Genomic DNA, 16084 nt, shown 5'->3' on the forward strand with positions numbered 1-16084 from the left:
CATAACCTGCATTTACTGTTACTCCAAATCTTGTATTGTCAATTCCGATATTCAGGTCAAATTTACCATTTCCTCTTCTGTCTTCTTTTTCTTTTTCAAGGTTATACCATCCTGCTGAAGTGTATCCTACTCTGGCCTGATTTCTGTTCTGGATTTTTCCAAGTTCATTTTCATATGCAGCTGACAGTCCTACTGACAACTGTGTTCTTACTGCAAGAGGCTGCACATACTTAAATTCCACTCCTACTTCCGGTTTTACTGAGAAATAGTCATTTCCAGCTACTTCAAGACGCATTTCTCCAGATTTTTCTTTTATATCTGTAAATCTTCCATATTCCATTTTCAGCATTCCATATGGTCTAAGGTGTGTTCTCTCGCTCATTCTTATATCATAACCCAGTTCATTTTTCAATGCCGCTCCATACGAATAATAAGTACCTTTTGCTCCAAATACATCATCAACTATCCAGAATTTACGGTTAATATGGTTTATTCCACCAAATATATCCCCTGATATAGTCCATCTTAAGTTTCCATTATGGTCTCCTAGCGGTGACATTGTTTTGAATATTCCTAACTTAAGCATTGTCTGGTCTTCTTTTGAGCCTCCCAGATCTTTAAATTTAAATCTGTTAGTAACTGCTCCTGCATACCATCCACTTGAATGTCCTAATTTTACTGTTTCATCTTCATGAACATATGCAACTCCATAGGCATTGCTTCTATAATCGTGGATTCCTGCTGTATTTGTGTTATATTCATCTTTCATTCCGAATACTTTTATCTTATTGTTCTGTTTAGAAGGATTTCTCCATTCATTTTTTAAATATCTAAATTCCTTATCTAAAGAATTTCCTGTTTCATAGATTCTCTGTTGAGTATTTGCATACTGGTGTCCCTTCATTTCATCAACTGCCTGTGCAAATATTCCAGCTTCTCCTTTTCCAAGTTCATTAAGCTTGTCATAAATAGCTTTTTCCCTTGTTCCTGTACCTTCTACACCATATCTTTCTTCTAATCCGCTCATAAAGTTATAGGAATCTGTATCTTTTGCAAAGGAAGTATACGGTATTTTAGAAAGATATACATTTTTCAGTTCATTAGTAACCGGATCCTGAGTTGCAGTTGCTATCCAGCTCAAACTTCCTGAATATATTTGCCACTTCATTGTTGGATTAGTAGCATTTACCTGGCTGATTGCCGTATTGTAAGGGGCAATTATATTATCTCCCAGCAAAATATCCTTTGAATTTGTATATTTTGATGCTTCTGTACCAAATATAAGGTTAACTCTTTTCAGTCTACTTAAATGCTGAAGACCGCTAATAGGATTTGTATAGTTTACACCTGAAGTATCAACATACATTCCTAGGCCTGCTTTACCTCCACCATTATTTTCTACTGACATTTCTTCATTTGTCAGATTTATTGAAGTAGCTCCCACTGTGACAATATTTGCTGCTGGTGATGGAATATTTGTATCTAATGTTACAGGAGTTACGATTGATCCATCTCTAATTACTGAAGCAGAAGGTGCTCCAGGATAAGGCAGCTTAAATTCTATTCCTTTTACGCCTTTTGAAGTATCAGATCCTGTAGAAACATAGATTCTTTCAGAGTTTGTTCCACTTGCAGAAATACTTCCTCCATTTTCTTCCACTCTTGAATTTCTTCCTAGATATACTCCTATTCCATCTTCAGAATTAATATTAATTGTTCCATAGTTCTTTATAACTCCATTATTTAATGTATACACTCCTATTATTGAATCTCCGTTTGGTCCGGCAGTAGTCTGAATATTTCCGTAATTTTCTCCGACAGCATAGTCATCTATATACATTCCAACAGAACTTGAACCTGAAAGGTTAATATCTCCTCTATTTATCGCCTTGGAACCTGCACCGCTCGCATACATTCCAACTCCATTTTCATCAATTACATTAATTACTCCAGTATTTTCTATAGAAGCTCCATTTTTTGCTCCCATTCCTATTGAATATGCATTTGTTGCCGTGTCAGATTTTCCAACAGTTATATTTCCGGAATTTATGGCATTTCCCATACTTCCATCTACATATATTCCTACGTTTCCTTCACCATTTCTAAAATCAATATTTCCACTGTTAACAACATTTCCAGCTGAATATATTCCAAAATTTCTTCCTGCAGAACCTGCTACTGAAGTTATATTTGAAGTATTAATTATATTGCTGTTTGGACCTGCTGAATAAATATATGCAGAATTATCTCCAAGACCTATATTTGCTATATTACTTATTATTGTGTTTCCAGGTGTTGATGTATTTGAATCCATTATACCTACAGATCCATTTCCTATCACCATATTTGCGGCATTTCCGGCAGTCAGAGTCTGATTAGTTCCAGTCATATAAATTCCTGCTCCGTTATTATTACCTACTTTTATAGTTCCTGAATTTACATTTATATTCTTTCCTAATGAGTAAATTCCTACACCTGAATCTCCAACTGTAATATCTCCATCATTTTCTACTTCATATCCATATATTCCTATACTTCTTGCTTTTGTTTCAATTTTTGAACCTGAAGCTGTTTTTACTTTATTATTTTCACCATTTGTATATATTCCAACATTGCTGTCATTATTTATAGATGCTGAATCATCAGAAAATTCTATTGTTCCATTATTTTCTATAACATATCCGGCATTTCCTGTATCTTTTAAGGCATATATTCCTGTATTTTTATCTCCAGCCATAGTTATTGTTCCTGTATTGTTTACAAGTGTAGTTCCAGCTGTCAAAATATTTCCAGGTTTATATATCATTGCAGCACTTTCTCCCTGCGTTGATGTTATAGTTCCACTATTTCTAAGTACTTCCGAAGAAGGTGTCGATGAAGTATTTTCAAAGAACATACCTGTATTTCCTGTTCCATTCAGATTTATCGAACCTTCATTTGACATCAGTGAATTTGCTGTTCCAAAAAGTGCAGTAGCAGCTGTTCCACCAAGCGTAATATTTCCTCTATTTATAATATTTCCATTTTCAGCAAATATTCCTATGGAATTTGTTCCTGCAAGATTTATATTTCCTGCTGTTTCATTTACCAATGTTACATAATTTTTATTGGAATTTTTATTTTTCTGGGCTATAGCCGCCTGTCCTGCCGCTGTTCCAGAGATAGTATTTTCATTAATTATTGATGAATTTGAAATCTCAAGCTGATTATAGCTGTCAGTAGTGCTATCTAAATTTACAGGTGCATCTACCTTAAGTTCACTTAAATACATCATAAATGTTTTATAATCTGAACCTGTTATTACAGGAGCTCCTGTAAGTCCACTTAAAGCTCCGGCAGCTGTATTACTCAAATTCATTTTTACATTTGAAGCAACGAACAATCTGGAACCGTTTTGCATATTTAAATTCGCATTACCTAAAGTTCCTCCAAAGTTTGTATTGAAGTAATTTTGGATATCTCCTGTAAGGAATGAACCATAAGATATTGAATTATTATACCCTGACACACTTCCAGCAGATGAAAGTGCTCCTGGAATATAGTAAAATGCCGTACCTCTATTTGTTGCATCTGTTCCACCTTGAACAACTGCATTTAATGTACCATTTACAAGAACTCTTCCTGTTCCTGCATTTCCATTATAAAATAATAGTGACTTGCTTCCAGTTGTTGTATTTACAGTTTTTCCTGAAGCTATTTCAATGTTCCCATTATTATCTGAATAGAAGTTTACAGCACCATCTGATGCATTAATAGTAGAATTTCCTATTTTTAAAGTCCCATTTGAATATACTCCAAGAGATTTATCTCCATTTACATTTACAGTAAGCGTTCCTCCTGTACTGTCAACTGTTGATCCCTGTCCTGTAACAATTCCGTATGTTCCTGAAGTAGCAGTATTTCCTCCTGACACAGTTACAGAACCTGTATTTGTTATTTTCCCTGTATCGGAAGTCATAAGCCCTATAGAACCATCTGAAGTAGCAGATATACTACCTTTATTTTCTCCTTCACCTGTTCCATAAACAGCCATTCCAATATTTTCCCCTGCAGTAATATTTACCTTTCCTGCAGTATCATTTATAACTTTTGCATTATCTGTAAAAAGTCCTATATTATGTTTTCCTGTACTTGTTATATCTATTTTATTTTCATTTTTAAGTACAGGTATTAAAGTTCCTGTCTTATTTGCACGTAGTCCAATTGCTTTGTCCTTGCTTCCTTCAATGCTTATCGTTCCTTTATTTGTTCCCGATACTTCTTCTGAGTATATTCCAAACGAATCTTTTCCTTTTATTGTTATTATTCCGCTGGCACTATTTTCAAGAACAGCATTTCCACGAGTACCTACCCAGTCATTTGCTTTTTTTACAGCAATTCCCCCGGAAGTGTCATTATTAACATTTATTGTACCATCATTTTTAAATTCTGTATTCTCGCTTAATCTACTATCATTTCCATATGCTCCAAATGCTATACCGTAACTTCCTGTCCCTCCAAGAGTTATAGTTCCTCCTGCACTATTTAAAGCTTTTATAACCACGTCATTATAAAATCCGCTTGGATAAGTTGCTCTTAGTCCTGCATTTTCTGTTGATGCATACAGTTTTCTGTTTACAATATTTATTCCGGTAGATTCATTTCCAGCAAGATTTATTTTCCCTCTGTTTTCAAATGTCTGCATACTTCCTGTAGCATTTGGCTGTTCCGGAGTCATTGTAAGACCCAGCTGTTTGTTACCAAGACCGTTAATATCACCTTCATTTATAGCAGAAAATATCCCTACCAATGGATTTCCCTGTATCTCCAATCCTCCAGTAGTTTCATTATAAAGATTTATAGTACCTTTATTTACAATATCTGCTTTCTGAACATCTGCACGTCCCCAGTCTCCTGCATCTACTACACCTGCTCTGACTCCATTTCTTTTTATATTTAAAGTAAGTCCCGGACCTATCGTGTAGGTTTTTGTAGTACCTCCTGTTCCTGCAACTCCTATATCTATAAATGTTTCCGCTATTCTTGTAGTTGCACTTGGACTGTGTGTACTAGGATCATTCTGATTTCTTGCAGGTGTCGTGTTATTAATTTCATATGTTCCAGGAGTTGTTGCATTGCTATTTAAACCTAGAGTATCCAATCCAGTAGAGTTCCATATTGCTGATAGTGATATTGCCGTAACATTAACTGCAGGTGGATTTAACACTGGTATCTCAGGTTTTACAGGATGAAATTCCACTGTTTCAGGAACCTGAGGATTTGCTACAGACTTCTCAGCTACCGTTACATCTATTTTTTGAATGACTCTAGGATTTATAGTTGCAAACATTCCTATTTCACTTTTAGGTTCATAAGTAGAAATAAGATCAAGCGAAGTTGAATTATAATTTCCATTACTTGTATTTGCAGTATATTTTGTTAAATCAGAAGTCATCCCTCTGTTATACTTTATATTTTCAGTTTTTCCTCCGTATCCTTTATAACGTCCTCCCCAGTTATTATAAAAATAGTTCACACCAAACTGCCATGAACTCCATGGAGATTTTACTACATGATCTCCTTGTTCCATAAGTTTTACCAACTCAAGATTTGCACCTTTTATTAACTTATTATTTTCCTTTCTTGCTTCCTTAAATATATCCTTCATGTCATCTATGGAAGTTACAAGCTGCTTTTTTTCACCATTTATTGAATTATTTTCATCTGATTTTCCTACTGCCTGAGCTATACCGCCAGTCATAAGAAAAGTAAAAAGTAGACTTTTTGTATATTTTATTTCTTTGCTTCTTTTAATAAAAGATCTTAATCTCTTTTCTAAACTTCTCAAATTATTACTCATTTTGCTCTCCTTTTTTGTATTTTTTATAACAAATCCCTTTTAATAATAACTTTTCTTAGTTTTATTCAGTTTATTATATTAAAAAGGTTATATTATATTATTACATTATCTAAATTACAGAAAATAAAAGTTTTTTAATCTTAAAAAATTTTTTTATATTTTTTAACACTTCTATTTATCAGTAATCAGACATTCTTTCTTACGAAATTCTAAGGCAAATTATACCAAATACAAACGAAAAAATCAATATATTTTTTATATACAAAATTTTAAATAAAATTTTAACAAAAAAAAATACATAAATCAGAATTTCTTCTAATCTACATATTTTCTTAAAATTTCACATTCAGTTTGGTTTTTCTTTTCTAAAACCTCGTTTTTAAATCTCAATCACATTCGCATCGTATCCAATGCTTTCAAGGTATTTTAATAAATCAGATGTTTTAATAAATATTGTTTTTTCATTTGTATTTGGATGAAAGCTCATACGTTTTTCGCCTATTATTTCTTTATCTATATACACCTTTATATCCTTATCTTTATTATTTAATAAGCCAAATGGCGATACAGTTCCCGGTGGCAGCATCATTTTTTCATAAAGACTTTTTTCAGATGCCATTTTTATCTGATTCGCAGAAACTATTTCCTTGAATCTAAGCATATCCAGCCTTTTACTGTCATCCATAATAAGAAGATAAAACTCCGTCTTTTTTCTGTTTGTCAGAAACATAGTTTTTGTACGGACTCCTTCTATCCCTTCAATGAATTTATCTGCAAGTTCTGTAGTTACTGCAGGTTCGTGCTCCACAAGTTCAAAAGGAATGTCAAGTTCATCCAGTTTTTCTTTTACCTTCAAAAACATATCCATTATTACATCCTCCTTATGATTTCTTATTACAGATTATTTTTCAAGCCATTCTTTCAATAAATCTTCTGCTTTTTCAATTTCAGAACTGTCTATTGAAAGTCCTTTAGTAACAGTTGAATTTGGGCAAAGTTTCTTTATATCTCTTACACTTGTTCCAAGTCCGCTTCCTCCGTTTGTACATATTGGCTTAATTGTTTTTCCTTCAAAACCGTATTCTTCTAGGAATGTAAAAACAACCATTGGCATTGTATTGCAATAATTAGGGTATGCCAGATAAATTGTGTCATATTTTTCAGGCTCCTGAAGATATTCGTCAAGCTCAGGTCTTGCGTTATTATTAAAATCTCTTTCTGCTTCTTCAGCACATATTTTATAATTATCAGAATATTCCACAAGTTGTTTTATCTGGAAAACTTCCGCTCCAGTCATTTCCTGTAATTTTTCTGCAACAATTTCTGTGTTTCCTTTTTTTACTTCCTTAATTTCTCCATCAAAATAATTTTGTCCTCTTCTTGAATAAAAAGCTATTAAATCTGCCATTGATTGACCTCCAAAAATTTATTTTATAATTTTATTATCACTTAATATATATTGTACCTTTTTAAAGGAAAAAAAACAAGTCTTAATAATATTTTTAATAGATTTTTTCATTATATTTGCACACAGCAATAAAATTTTAATCAAGATATTTACTCTTTATCTAAAAATATGATATAATCAGATATATAATTACGAATGGAGGATTTTATGGGAAGACATGGTACAATAGCAGGGCGTAAAGAAGCTCAGGATAAAAAAAGAGCCGCTTCTTTTACAAAACTTGTCAGACTTATAACTGTTGCTGCAAGAGGTGGAGATAATCCTGAATTTAACGTTGCCCTTAAACATGCAATTGAAAAAGCTAAAGCAATTAATATGCCTAACGATAATATTAACAGAGCTATAAAGAAAGGTGCAGGAACAGATGGTTCCAATGCTTTTGAAACATTAAACTACGAAGGATATGGACCAGGAGGAGTTGCAATAATTGTTGAAGCACTGACTGACAATAAAAATAGAACTGCCGCATCTGTAAAAACTGCTTTTGATAGAAATGGTGGAAACCTTGGTGTTTCAGGATCAGTTTCGTACATGTTTGGAAGAAAAGGTGAAATCATTATTGAGAAAACTGCTGATATTGATGAGGATGCATTAATGGAAGTTGCCCTTGAAGCAGGAATGGAAGACATGGAAACTTTAGAAGACAGTTTCTACATTACTACAGAAACTTCAAACTTCGACGCTGTTGCCGATGCTTTAAGAGCGGCAGGATATACATTGCTTGAAGCTGATATTCAGTACCTTCCATCTATTGAGGTGGAAACTCTTGAAGAAAACGATCTTCAAAAATTGGCAAAATTAATCGATGTTCTTGAAAATGACGACGATGTTCAAAAAGTTCATCATAATTTTGCAGGTGACCTTTAGTTCTAATAACCTATAATAGAATAAATTTAGCGAAATCAATTTATTTTAAAAAGTTTTCGCTATTTTTTTATTCTCTTTTCCCAATACATATTATAAAGTTTACAACAATAAAAAATGAGGGCTGAGAAACCCATGGCAAAAAATATATAATAAATATTTCTTCTGCTCATTTTTCCAAATACCCTCATAAATAAATTCTATTTCCTGTAAAATTATCTAATACTGTTGTTATATTCTCCTACAAGTTCGTTAAACTGCTTAACTATATTTTCAGGAGTTCCGTCTTCATTTTCAAGGAAAAAGCTGTTACGTAAAGTATGCTCATCTACTGCTTTTTTAGTTTCTATTCTTTCTATAAGAGATACAAGAGCCGCCTTGAAGTCATTTGCTTCATCCAGGAATCTTTCAAAGCTATGAGTATCAGTAGCTTTTTTCCCTTCCATTTTTATCAGTTTTTCATCTCTTATAGAAGTTTGATAGTCAGCTGTTGCTTTAATTAATTTTTCCTGTAAAGCTTTAAATTTAGATGCATCTCCAGCACTTGTAAAGTTAGCACCATTTAGCTTCTGAGCACTGATTTCAGCCAATACTTCTTCTGCAACATTCATAATTGTCATTCTGTTGTATGCTATCATTCTTCCTTCTTTTTGATACATTTTAGCTTCTGATTCTTTTTGTTCAGCAACTTTTTTATCCATTGCAGTTCTAAATGGAACAACTGCCGCTTCATATTTCTTTATAAGTTCCAGGAATTTAGTATGGTATTCCTGTGCTTTTTTATAATTGTCACTTGTGTAGTCTTTTCCGTCATAATACCCTTTCATATCCTGAGCAAGTGGTTGCAATTCTTCAAATATTGGAAGCAATGCATCCAAACTTTTATCTAAATCATCCCATTTTGGTTTAGCTTCTTTTGCTTTCTGCATTTGTTGAATAATTTGAGGAATTTGATAAAGATTAACATTTATACTTCCATCCGGTTTCTTAAACTGAGCTTCTGAGCCCGCATCTTCAAAGTAATCTCCTGCACTCTTTTCAAAACTCAGCAACTGATTGTGAACTCCAACATAAAAATTGTATTTTTCAACTTCATTTACCTGTTTACTGCTTCCTCCTTTATTATTTCCTAAATCTTTAAAAGGATCATTTTTTGTTCCTTTTTTTCCACATGATATTACTAATACCAGCATAGTTAATATCACTAAAATTTTCTTCATGACTGTTCCTCTCTTTCTTAATTTGTATTTATTATTTGTTTTACTAATAAATTTATAGGATTTATAAAAATAATTTATACATAATCACTTTTATTTTTTATATTCTATCCCTCAAAATTTTATTTTGTTTTTATTTGTTTTTTTATATTTTTTCGTTATATTATTCTTTGCACTCAGAAATTTTCATTTGAACAGAAATATCCTTCTCACAATAATTAAATACCCTTTCAATTCTATCCTTCAATATTTCAAGGTACTGCTTCCTGTAATTTTCATTTTTCTGCATTTCCCTTATTTCACACTCCCAGACAGTTATGACACTTATATCCATTTCAAAAAGCTTCTCCTTAACTTCCATATCCCTTTCCACATTTCTCCTGAACTTCTTTCTTCAGAATTCTTCGTGTATATGAGGAAATGTAGCTATTTTACAGTTTTCATGCCTATGCCAGAAACAACCTTTCACAAATATTGCTGTTTTATACTTCAGTTTGTATTCTTTGATTTTATTCTCGCCATATTCTGGCTTCTTGTGAGGGGCTTCTTCTTTTTCATATCTTAATTTCCTTATAAAAATCTTACCTGTAAATTTAAATATTTCCCCCCATTTTACTTTATTTTTTATTTTTTTCTATATCTACACCCTCAGTTCTTCCCTCTCCTCTGTCACTTCATCCTTATATTTTTCAAGGATAGGATCTATTTCTTCCCTTATGAAGTCTTCTGTCTGTTGAGGTGCAAATCCTGTATAATTTGCTGAAACAAGGATTCCTTCCATGTCTTCCGCCTTAAGTCCCAGCCTTCCGTCCTTTATAATTCTATCAATTAATCTGTTAGGATTTCCATTCAGCTTAATTTCCTTTGTTTCCTCCATTGAAAGTTCCCTAATAATTTCATGAACTTCCTGTCTGTCCATTCCCTTTTTCACTGATTCCATAATAATATTTTCAGTTGCCATAAATGGAAGCTCTTTCTGAATATTTGCTTCAATTACCTTCGGATAAACAACAACTCCGTCCATAATATTAAGCCATATAATCAGAATTGCATCCACAGCTAAAAATGCCTGAGGAATAGATAATCTCTTACTTGCAGAGTCATCCAGAGTTCTTTCAAACCACTGTGTTGCAAAAACCAATGCACCTGTCTGTGAGCTTGAAATTACATATTTTGCAAGGGAAGAAATTCTTTCACTTCTCATTGGATTTCTTTTATATGCCATTGCACTTGAACCAATCTGATTCTTTTCAAAAGGTTCTTCCAGCTCTTTCAGATGCTGTAAAAGTCTGAAATCATTTGTAAACTTATGGGCTGACTGTGCGATATTTGAAAGCAGGTTCAATGTCTGGGCATCAACCTTTCTGTCATAAGTCTGTCCTGAAACTCCTTGTTTTTTACTAAATCCTGCCTTTTCAGTAACCAGTTTATCAAGCTGTTTCACTTTTTCAAAATCTCCGTCAAAAAGTTCCTTAAAGCTTGCCTGTGTTCCTGTAGTACCTTTTACTCCCCTGAATCTCAAGTTATCCAGTCTAAATTCCAGTTCTTCAAAATCAAGAAGTAATGAATGAAGCCATAAAGTCGCTCTTTTTCCTACTGTTGTAAGCTGTGCAGCCTGAAAATGTGTAAATCCCAAAGTAGGAAGTGATTTATATTCTAAGGAAAATTCCTTCATTCTTTTAATCAGTGTAAGTAATTTTTTTCTAATAATAAGGAGTCCTTCTTTTATCTGGATTAAGTCAGTATTATCTCCCACATAGGCACTTGTAGCTCCAAGATGTATTATTTTTCTTGCATTTTTAGCCTGTTCACCATACGTATGCACATGTGCCATTACATCATGTCTTAATTTTTTTTCAAACTCTGCTGCAACTTCAAAATCAACATCATCTTTATATTTTTTAAGTTCTGCTATCTGTTCATCTGTAATAAAATCAAGCCCAAGTTCCTTCTCAGCTTCCGCAAGATTTATCCACAGCTGTCTCCATGTTCTAAACTTGAATTCCGGAGAAAACACATGCAGCATTTCCTTGCTTGAATATCTCTCTGCCAGTGGATTTGAATATATGTCCATATTTTCCATATTTGAAATTCCTCCTTATTATTTTATTATTATTTCTTTTTGTCAGAAACAACTAAAATTGAGTTCACTTTTTCGCTACTTCATTTTAAAATATTCATCTCTAGTTGAAACTAAGAATTACATTCTGCTATTTTATTAATTAAAATATATTTATATTTTTCTATTTTGAATACTCTATTTTTAATTTTATGGTAAATAAATATCTCTGGCAACCCATCCAAAACTTAATGTTATTGTACTTCTTTTTATTTTTTTATCTTTAAATTCAGTTTTTAAATAAGGCGCACTAATATAACGTGAATTTCCAAGTTCATGAAATCCTTCAATTGTAGAATTATTAATATTATATGACAAATCAACAATATAGTCCTTGTATTTAAATCCAACTGATGCTCCGTACATCCATCCTGAATTAATTTTGTAATCTGTCTTTACTCTTCTATACTCTGTTCCAGTATAACCTGAATATCTTCCTTTTTGCCCTATTATTCCAAGATTAAGTGAAACATAAGGTGTCCAGTCAGATTCTTTTCTAAAATTATATCTTCCTGTAAGATAAAGTGGTATAGAATGAAGACCTTTCGTCTTTTCATTTTCGTAATCTAAAATATCCTTGCTCATTTTGGAATAACGATATCCTATTCCCCATCCACCTTCCAATCTTTCAGTAATATTATCATGATATTCTATAACTACGGAACCTCCATTTCCAGAAATTTTTTTATCTGTTTTGAGATATTCTATATTACTGTTATTGTTGATATCTGCTCCATAACGTAGTTCTAAAGTATTTGAAAAACTTCTAGCTCCTATAAGTAGCAAACTTGCAATTATAATTTTTTTCATATTTTTCCTCCTGTAAGTAATGCTTTTAATTGAATTTTATCATTATAAAAAGATATGAAAATCCTAATTTTTATAACATATTTTTCAGAATTAAGTAAGAAATTTTTTATGCTATTTTACAACTTCTCCATTCCAGTCCTGTATTCCACCAAAATCAATTACATTTGTATAACCTTTTTCGATTAATCTTAATGCAGCTTCTCTGCTTCTTCTTCCACTTCTGCAGTAAACTAAAATCAAATCATCTTTATTTTTCAATTTTGTTTCTGCTTCATTTTCAATAGTTTCAAGCGGAACAGAAATTGCATTTGGAATATGTCCTTCATTGTATTCCTCTAAGCTTCTAACATCTACAACTATTGGTTTTTCAGTTAACATAATATTTTTAGCTTCATCTGAAGTTATTTTTTTATATTCTGCCTTTTTTTCATTTTTTACTTCTTTTGAATCTACTGAAACCTGTTTGCTATTCATTGTTCTACCACATGAAATTCCTAATACAGAAATTAATCCAACTATTGCCATAAGTGCTATTTTTTTTATTTTCATCTTTATCTCCATTCTATTTTTTATTTTAATTTAATTATTCCAAATATAAATTATTCCATCCTTAAAATATATTTTCTTTACCCAATCCTCATTTTCATTGAACTTTACATCAAAAGGTTCATATCTGACTCCTTTTTTTCTTTCATTAGTTTCATCTAAAAAACCAACTATGTATATTTTTTCATCCGTTTTAATAAAATTTCTTATCATTTTAGTAGATACTGCCTTACTTACTACAATTTTAGGCTTTTTACCATTTATCTGAAAATCTTTTTCAGTGTATACTTTTTTATCTTTTCCAATTGCCCTAAAATTCTGATATTCTAATTCTATCTCATTTTCATTGGTTTTTAGTAATCCATGACCGACTAATTTTAATGTAAGCGTTTCAAAAGAAATATTAGAAGTTGCTATATTTTTAAGTTTATCTGATTTATTTCCCTCTAATTTTTCCAGTTCTTCCCTTGCAGGTTCTACTCCATTTTCCAAAGCTCTTTTATACCATTTTTTAGCTTCTTCAATTTTTCCATTTTCTTCATAAAAACTTGCCAAGTTATACATACTTCCGACAAACCCTTTTTCAATTGCTTTCAAATGAGTTTCTTCACTTTTTTTTGTTTCTCCTAATTTTTCATAAACTAAAGCTAAGTTTACAAGAAGACCATCATTTTCATTATTTTTCAAAGCTTTTAAATAATATTCCTTAGCTTTCTTATAATCTTCTAATCTTTGATAAATAAATCCTAACATCCTTATAGAATTTTGATGATTCTGTTCCGCTGCTTTTAAGTAATATTTTTCAGCTTTTTTCAAATCCTCATAGTTATGAAAATACAAATTTCCTAAATTGTAATATCCTTTAACATCTCCACTTTCTCCAGCTTTTAAATAATACTCTACTGCTTTTTCAAGTTTCCCATTTTCAGAATAAAGAAGTGCTAAATTATTATATGCCTGTATTACACCTTTCTTTATTGCCTGCAAATAATATTTTTCAGCCTGAGGAAAGTTTTTCTCAATTCTATAAACTTCAGCTAAATTAAATAATGCAACTGTTCCACCTTTATCTACTGATTTTTGAAAATATTTTTTAGCTTCTGAATAATTTTCTTTTAAATAATACAAATTTCCTAAATCATTTAAAGCTATTATATTTCCTTTATCAATTGCAGACAAATATAATTTTTCTGCATTTTTAAAATCTTTCTGATAAAAAAATTCCCTTGCCTGTTCTACTTCTTTATCACCATTTTCAGCCATTGCAAAGGTTGAAAAGAGTAATATGCTAATTAAAATTAATAATTTCTTCAATATTCCATCAACTCCTAAAAATTATTTCACAATTTCAGTCAAGTCATATCTATAAATATTTTGACTTCTTTCAGGTCCTACTGAAATCATGGATACATTACATTTTAATTTCTTTTCTATATATTCTACATATTTTTTACAGTTTTCAGGCAGTTCATCGTAATTTTTTATTTGTGTAATATCTTCAGTCCATCCAGGAAGTTCATCATAAACTATATTCAATGTTTTAGATTTTCTTAAATTTCCAGGATAAGAATGATAAACTTTTCCATCAATTTCATATCCCACTGCCACTTTTATCGTTTCAAATCCAGTAAGTACATCAAGTTTTGTCAGTACAATATCAGTTAGTCCATCTATCAGCACAGCGTATCTTCCTATTACAAGGTCAAGCCATCCACATCTTCTAGGACGTCCTGTAGTTGCTCCATATTCATGTCCCACTGTTCTTAATTTTTCTCCAGTTTCATCATTAAGCTCTGTAGGGAAAGGCCCTTCTCCTACTCTTGTTGTATAAGCCTTCATAACTCCAAGAATTCTGTTTATCTTTTTAGGTGAAACTCCTGTACCTACTGTCACACCTCCAGCTGTAGGTGAAGATGACGTAACATAAGGATATGTTCCATAGTCAATGTCAAGCATTAATGCCTGTGCTCCTTCAAATAGAACCTGTTTTCCTTCTTCAATAGCTTCATTTATTTCTACAACTCCGTCTATTATTCTATGTCTTATTTTTTCAGCAAGTTTCATAAATCTTTCATATAATTCTTCCAAATCAAATGTATCTTTTCCATATCTTGTCAGCATATCATTTTTTTCTTTTACATTCCACTCCAGCTTATCCCTAAATCTTTCAGGCTCAAGCAAATCTCCTATTCTTATTCCGTTTCTTGCAATCTTGTCAATATAGCAAGGTCCTATTCCCCTCTGGGTAGTTCCTATCTTATTTGCTCCCATTGCTTCTTCCTTTGCTTTATCTATCTCAATGTGATAAGGCATTATTACATGAGCTCTCTCATCTATAAACAATTTATCCAGATTTTTTCCTCTTTTTTCCAATGCTTCTATTTCTTTTAAAAGCACTTCAATGTCAACAACTACTCCTGCTCCAATAACACATTTTCCCTGTGAATTTATAATACCTGAAGGAAGCAGATGCAAAATAAACTTTTCATCATTTACAACAACAGTATGACCGGCATTATTTCCTCCCTGGAATCTCACAATATAATCAGCCTTAGGTGAGAGAACGTCTATTATTTTCCCTTTTCCTTCATCTCCCCATTGTGTTCCTATAATTACAAAAGTATTATTTTCCATTTTTATTCCTCCTCTTTCTTTACAATTCCAATATAAGATAAGTTTCTGTGTTTCTGTGCAAAATCTATTCCGTACCCGACTACAAATTCATCAGGTATTTTAAATCCTGTATAATCCACTTCTATCTCAACTTCCCTTCTTTCAGGTTTGTCAAGCAGAGTACATATTTTAATACTTTTTGGTTCTCTGGTTTTAAGCATTTCCAGAACTTTTTTCAATGTGTGGCCGGTGTCTATTATGTCTTCAACAACTATTACATTTTTACCTCTGATATCCTCTTCCAAATCTTTTTTAATTTTTACATCCCTTGAACTTTCTAATTCGTTTCCATAACTTGAGACAATCATAAAGTCAAGAGTTACTTCTGTTTTCAGTTCCCTTACAAGATCACTTAAAAAAAGTACCGATCCACGTAAAAGCCCAATTAACAGGATTTCTTCCCCTTTATAGTCATTGTCAATCTGAAGTGCCAATTCTTTTACCTTTTCTGAGATTTCTTCTTTCGAGATTAATGTTCCAATGCTGTATTTGAACACTGCTTCTCCCTCCAATTCAAAATAAATTTATATGTTACCTTGTGAAATGTG

At 32.0% G+C, this 16084-nt stretch carries 12 protein-coding genes; 1 reads left to right on the top strand and 11 read right to left on the bottom strand.

Annotated features, from left to right (window positions below; genetic code table 11):
- From HMPREF1984_RS09910 to HMPREF1984_RS09920, 3 genes are all read right to left on the bottom strand, one after another.
- On the bottom strand, positions 1-5839 hold a 5839-nt coding region (locus HMPREF1984_RS09910; protein WP_021767861.1), incomplete at its 3' end, for an autotransporter-associated N-terminal domain-containing protein.
- Between the two features lie 379 nt (positions 5840-6218).
- Complete coding sequence (locus tag HMPREF1984_RS09915; RefSeq protein ID WP_021767862.1) at positions 6219-6707, bottom strand: prolyl-tRNA synthetase associated domain-containing protein; 489 nt, start codon at positions 6705-6707, stop codon at positions 6219-6221.
- 33 nt (positions 6708-6740) lie between these two features.
- A complete protein-coding gene (locus HMPREF1984_RS09920) occupies positions 6741-7247 on the bottom strand; it encodes a flavodoxin (RefSeq protein WP_021767863.1) in 507 nt (168 codons plus the stop codon).
- Positions 7248-7454: 207 nt separating this feature from the next.
- On the opposite strand from HMPREF1984_RS09920, the gene HMPREF1984_RS09925 reads away from it, so the two are divergent.
- Positions 7455-8174 (top strand): YebC/PmpR family DNA-binding transcriptional regulator, encoded by a 720-nt coding sequence (locus HMPREF1984_RS09925; protein WP_036100586.1) that lies wholly within the window; start codon positions 7455-7457, stop codon positions 8172-8174.
- A gap of 212 nt (positions 8175-8386) precedes the next feature.
- Here the strand turns inward: HMPREF1984_RS09925 and HMPREF1984_RS09930 are convergent, their stop codons facing one another.
- The 8 genes from HMPREF1984_RS09930 to hpt all read right to left on the bottom strand — a co-directional run bounded on the left by HMPREF1984_RS09930 (position 8387) and on the right by hpt (position 16033).
- Positions 8387-9391 (bottom strand): YiiG family protein, encoded by a 1005-nt coding sequence (locus tag HMPREF1984_RS09930; RefSeq protein WP_021767867.1) that lies wholly within the window; start codon positions 9389-9391, stop codon positions 8387-8389.
- A 160-nt stretch (positions 9392-9551) separates the two neighbouring features.
- Positions 9552-9761 carry a hypothetical protein gene (locus tag HMPREF1984_RS11690; protein ID WP_021767868.1) on the bottom strand — a complete coding sequence of 70 codons (210 nt, stop codon included), beginning with the start codon at positions 9759-9761 and terminating at the stop codon, positions 9552-9554.
- A 267-nt stretch (positions 9762-10028) separates the two neighbouring features.
- Positions 10029-11471, bottom strand: coding sequence for an adenylosuccinate lyase (gene purB / locus HMPREF1984_RS09940; protein ID WP_021767870.1), 1443 nt, complete (start codon positions 11469-11471; stop codon positions 10029-10031).
- Positions 11472-11657: 186 nt separating this feature from the next.
- On the bottom strand, positions 11658-12317 hold the full coding sequence (locus tag HMPREF1984_RS09945) for an outer membrane beta-barrel protein (RefSeq protein ID WP_021767871.1): 660 nt from the start codon (positions 12315-12317) through the stop codon (positions 11658-11660).
- A 111-nt stretch (positions 12318-12428) separates the two neighbouring features.
- A complete protein-coding gene (locus HMPREF1984_RS09950; RefSeq protein ID WP_036100587.1) occupies positions 12429-12866 on the bottom strand; it encodes a rhodanese-like domain-containing protein in 438 nt (145 codons plus the stop codon).
- Positions 12867-12896: 30 nt separating this feature from the next.
- Positions 12897-14177: a tetratricopeptide repeat protein gene (locus HMPREF1984_RS11040; protein ID WP_051314512.1), complete on the bottom strand. Its 1281-nt coding sequence runs from the start codon at positions 14175-14177 to the stop codon at positions 12897-12899.
- Between the two features lie 21 nt (positions 14178-14198).
- Positions 14199-15497: an adenylosuccinate synthase gene (locus HMPREF1984_RS09960; protein WP_021767874.1), complete on the bottom strand. Its 1299-nt coding sequence runs from the start codon at positions 15495-15497 to the stop codon at positions 14199-14201.
- 2 nt (positions 15498-15499) lie between these two features.
- Positions 15500-16033, bottom strand: coding sequence for a hypoxanthine phosphoribosyltransferase (gene hpt / locus HMPREF1984_RS09965; protein ID WP_036100588.1), 534 nt, complete (start codon positions 16031-16033; stop codon positions 15500-15502).
- Positions 16034-16084 lie beyond the last annotated feature (51 nt).

The organism is Leptotrichia sp. oral taxon 215 str. W9775, from assembly GCF_000469505.1.
Taxonomy (GTDB): domain Bacteria; phylum Fusobacteriota; class Fusobacteriia; order Fusobacteriales; family Leptotrichiaceae; genus Leptotrichia_A.

Excerpts from the sequence above, each read along its gene's own strand:
- HMPREF1984_RS09945 (WP_021767871.1), bottom strand. The coding sequence starts at position 12,317 with ATGAAAAAAATTATAATTGCAAGTTTGCTACTTATAGGAGCTAGAAGT.
- HMPREF1984_RS09930 (WP_021767867.1), bottom strand. The coding sequence starts at position 9,391 with ATGAAGAAAATTTTAGTGATATTAACTATGCTGGTATTAGTAATATCA.
- purB (WP_021767870.1), bottom strand. The coding sequence starts at position 11,471 with ATGGAAAATATGGACATATATTCAAATCCACTGGCAGAGAGATATTCA.
- HMPREF1984_RS09920 (WP_021767863.1), bottom strand. The coding sequence starts at position 7,247 with ATGGCAGATTTAATAGCTTTTTATTCAAGAAGAGGACAAAATTATTTT.
- HMPREF1984_RS09960 (WP_021767874.1), bottom strand. The coding sequence starts at position 15,497 with ATGGAAAATAATACTTTTGTAATTATAGGAACACAATGGGGAGATGAA.
- HMPREF1984_RS09925 (WP_036100586.1), top strand. The coding sequence starts at position 7,455 with ATGGGAAGACATGGTACAATAGCAGGGCGTAAAGAAGCTCAGGATAAA.
- HMPREF1984_RS09950 (WP_036100587.1), bottom strand. The coding sequence starts at position 12,866 with ATGAAAATAAAAAAAATAGCACTTATGGCAATAGTTGGATTAATTTCT.
- HMPREF1984_RS09915 (WP_021767862.1), bottom strand. The coding sequence starts at position 6,707 with ATGGATATGTTTTTGAAGGTAAAAGAAAAACTGGATGAACTTGACATT.